General features: G+C 44.4%; 2 protein-coding genes. Both read left to right on the top strand.

What is annotated here, in order from left to right:
- Nucleotides 1–445: 445 nt before the first annotated feature.
- Nucleotides 446–1,210 carry a thioredoxin domain-containing protein gene (locus tag F6K49_RS45005; protein WP_293108592.1) on the top strand — a complete coding sequence of 255 codons (765 nt, stop codon included), beginning with the start codon at nucleotides 446–448 and terminating at the stop codon, nucleotides 1,208–1,210.
- 328 nt (nucleotides 1,211–1,538) lie between these two features.
- On the top strand, nucleotides 1,539–1,775 hold the full coding sequence (locus F6K49_RS45000) for a hypothetical protein (protein ID WP_293108589.1): 237 nt from the start codon (nucleotides 1,539–1,541) through the stop codon (nucleotides 1,773–1,775).
- Nucleotides 1,776–1,866: the final 91 nt, after the last annotated feature.

Below are 1,866 nucleotides of genomic sequence, written 5' to 3'. Positions count from 1 at the left end.
GAAAAACCTTGATACTGCTAGCTTAGCCCACTTAGAAGGGGCACGCGATCGCATTACTAAAGTGTTGGATGCACCGTTGCAATCGGAATGAATCATGACTTGAGCCGTAAGCTATCAGCTTAAGCGCTACGCGCACGCTACGCGAACAGCTATCAGCTCTCAGCTCTCAGCTCTCAGCTAAAGGCTGACCACTGACTACTGACCGCTGACCGCTGACGGCTTGACCACTGACCGCTGAATGCTTACCTTAAGTCACTCCCCCGAATTCAATTCGGGGGATTCTGTTTGATCCGGTAGGTGGAATGGGCATCTTGCCCGTTACAATCGGACGCAACTTTTGCCTATTGCTAGCATGCCTATTGCCTTGCGCGTAGCGCTATACCAATCCGTTGCCGATGTTGCCTGATGTGAGATACCCTATGCCTTGGTTAAATTTAAGAAAATCATGGTCACTAAACTCCTTACCATTCTCCAGAAAGCCCTATCACTCACAGGATTAGTGCTACTCCTGTCCTTCTCAACCTGGTCACTGCCAGCCACAGCAGCCGCCAAGATTAGTCCTCAACTAGAACAACAAATACTCGAAGTCATCCGCAACCACCCAGAAGTAATCCTAGAATCGGTCCAGAGATACCAGCAGCAACTGGAACGGGAAAGCCAGCAGCAACAGCAAGCAATCTTGCAGGGCTTCAAAACCAATCCCCAAGCCTTCATTGGTTCCTCCCCCACCACTAGCGCCATTGAAGATAAAATTGTGCTAGTAGAATTCTCAGACTTTCAGTGTCCCTTCTGTGCCAGAGCTCACGACACCGTCAAGGAGTTTATAGCAAACCATGGGGATGAAGTCACCTTAGTTTACAAACACTTCCCCCTCACCCGAATTCATCCCCAAGCCCTGCCAGCCGCTCAAGCAGCTTGGGCCGCCACTCAACAAGGGAAATTCTGGCAGTACCATGATGCCCTCTTCGCTAATCAAAAGCAATTAGGAGAAGATTTATATCTTGAAATTGCCGAAGCCCTAGATTTAGACCTAGAGCAGTTTAACCGAGACCGGAACGTAGCTGATAGTGCCATTGCAGAAGACATGCAGCTAGCACAACTATTGGGACTGAGCGGCACACCTTTCTTTGTTATGAATGGTGAAGCCTTCTCTGGTGCCGTGCCCCTAGAACAGATAGAAGCGATATTGGCACAAGTGCGCAACTCTTGAAGTAGATAAAGTAGGGTGGGCAAATTAATCTAATCTCGAATACTCACAATAACCAAATTGTTTTTGCCCACCCGACAAGCTCAATAAAGTAGGGTGGGCAAAGTAATCTAATCTCTAATAGTCAAAAGAACCAAAATCTTTTTGCCCACCCGACAAGCTCAATAACTATATAGTTTTTACGTTACAGATTACAAGGGTAAGGGCGATTTTCCGAGGGAGATGCTAGACATTAACGTTGATTGATCGGTGTTGTGGTGGAATAAGCCAAAAAGCAATTAATTTGTATAATGGATTTCTATAAAGTTATTGGACATACTTGTTAAAAATTATGCGTGACCTAGAACAACTAACAAAAGATATTCAAGAACTACCAGAAGACGCTCAAAAAATTATTGCCGATATCATTGAGGTGTTAAAAAAACAGTATTTAACGAAAAAAACGCCATCTCTTCACCCTCTGGAATTAGACAATCAACCTTTTATTGGTATGTGGTGTGATCGACAAGATACTCAAAATAGTAGCGAATGGGTTAGAAGAATTCGAGAACAGCATTGGCTTGGATAAATTGCTGCTACCCTTATTGAAAATCAACGAGATTATCGCTTTATCTCAGAACTCAATCTATTGAAATATCCATAACATTGATGGAAAACTA

The sequence above is a fragment of the Moorena sp. SIO3I6 genome (assembly GCF_010672095.1).
The sequence above is the reverse complement of the archived record's forward strand: the minus strand, read 5'-3'. Positions and strand labels throughout refer to the sequence as shown.

Excerpts from the sequence above, each read along its gene's own strand:
- F6K49_RS45005 (WP_293108592.1), top strand. The coding sequence starts at position 446 with ATGGTCACTAAACTCCTTACCATTCTCCAGAAAGCCCTATCACTCACA.
- F6K49_RS45000 (WP_293108589.1), top strand. The coding sequence starts at position 1,539 with ATGCGTGACCTAGAACAACTAACAAAAGATATTCAAGAACTACCAGAA.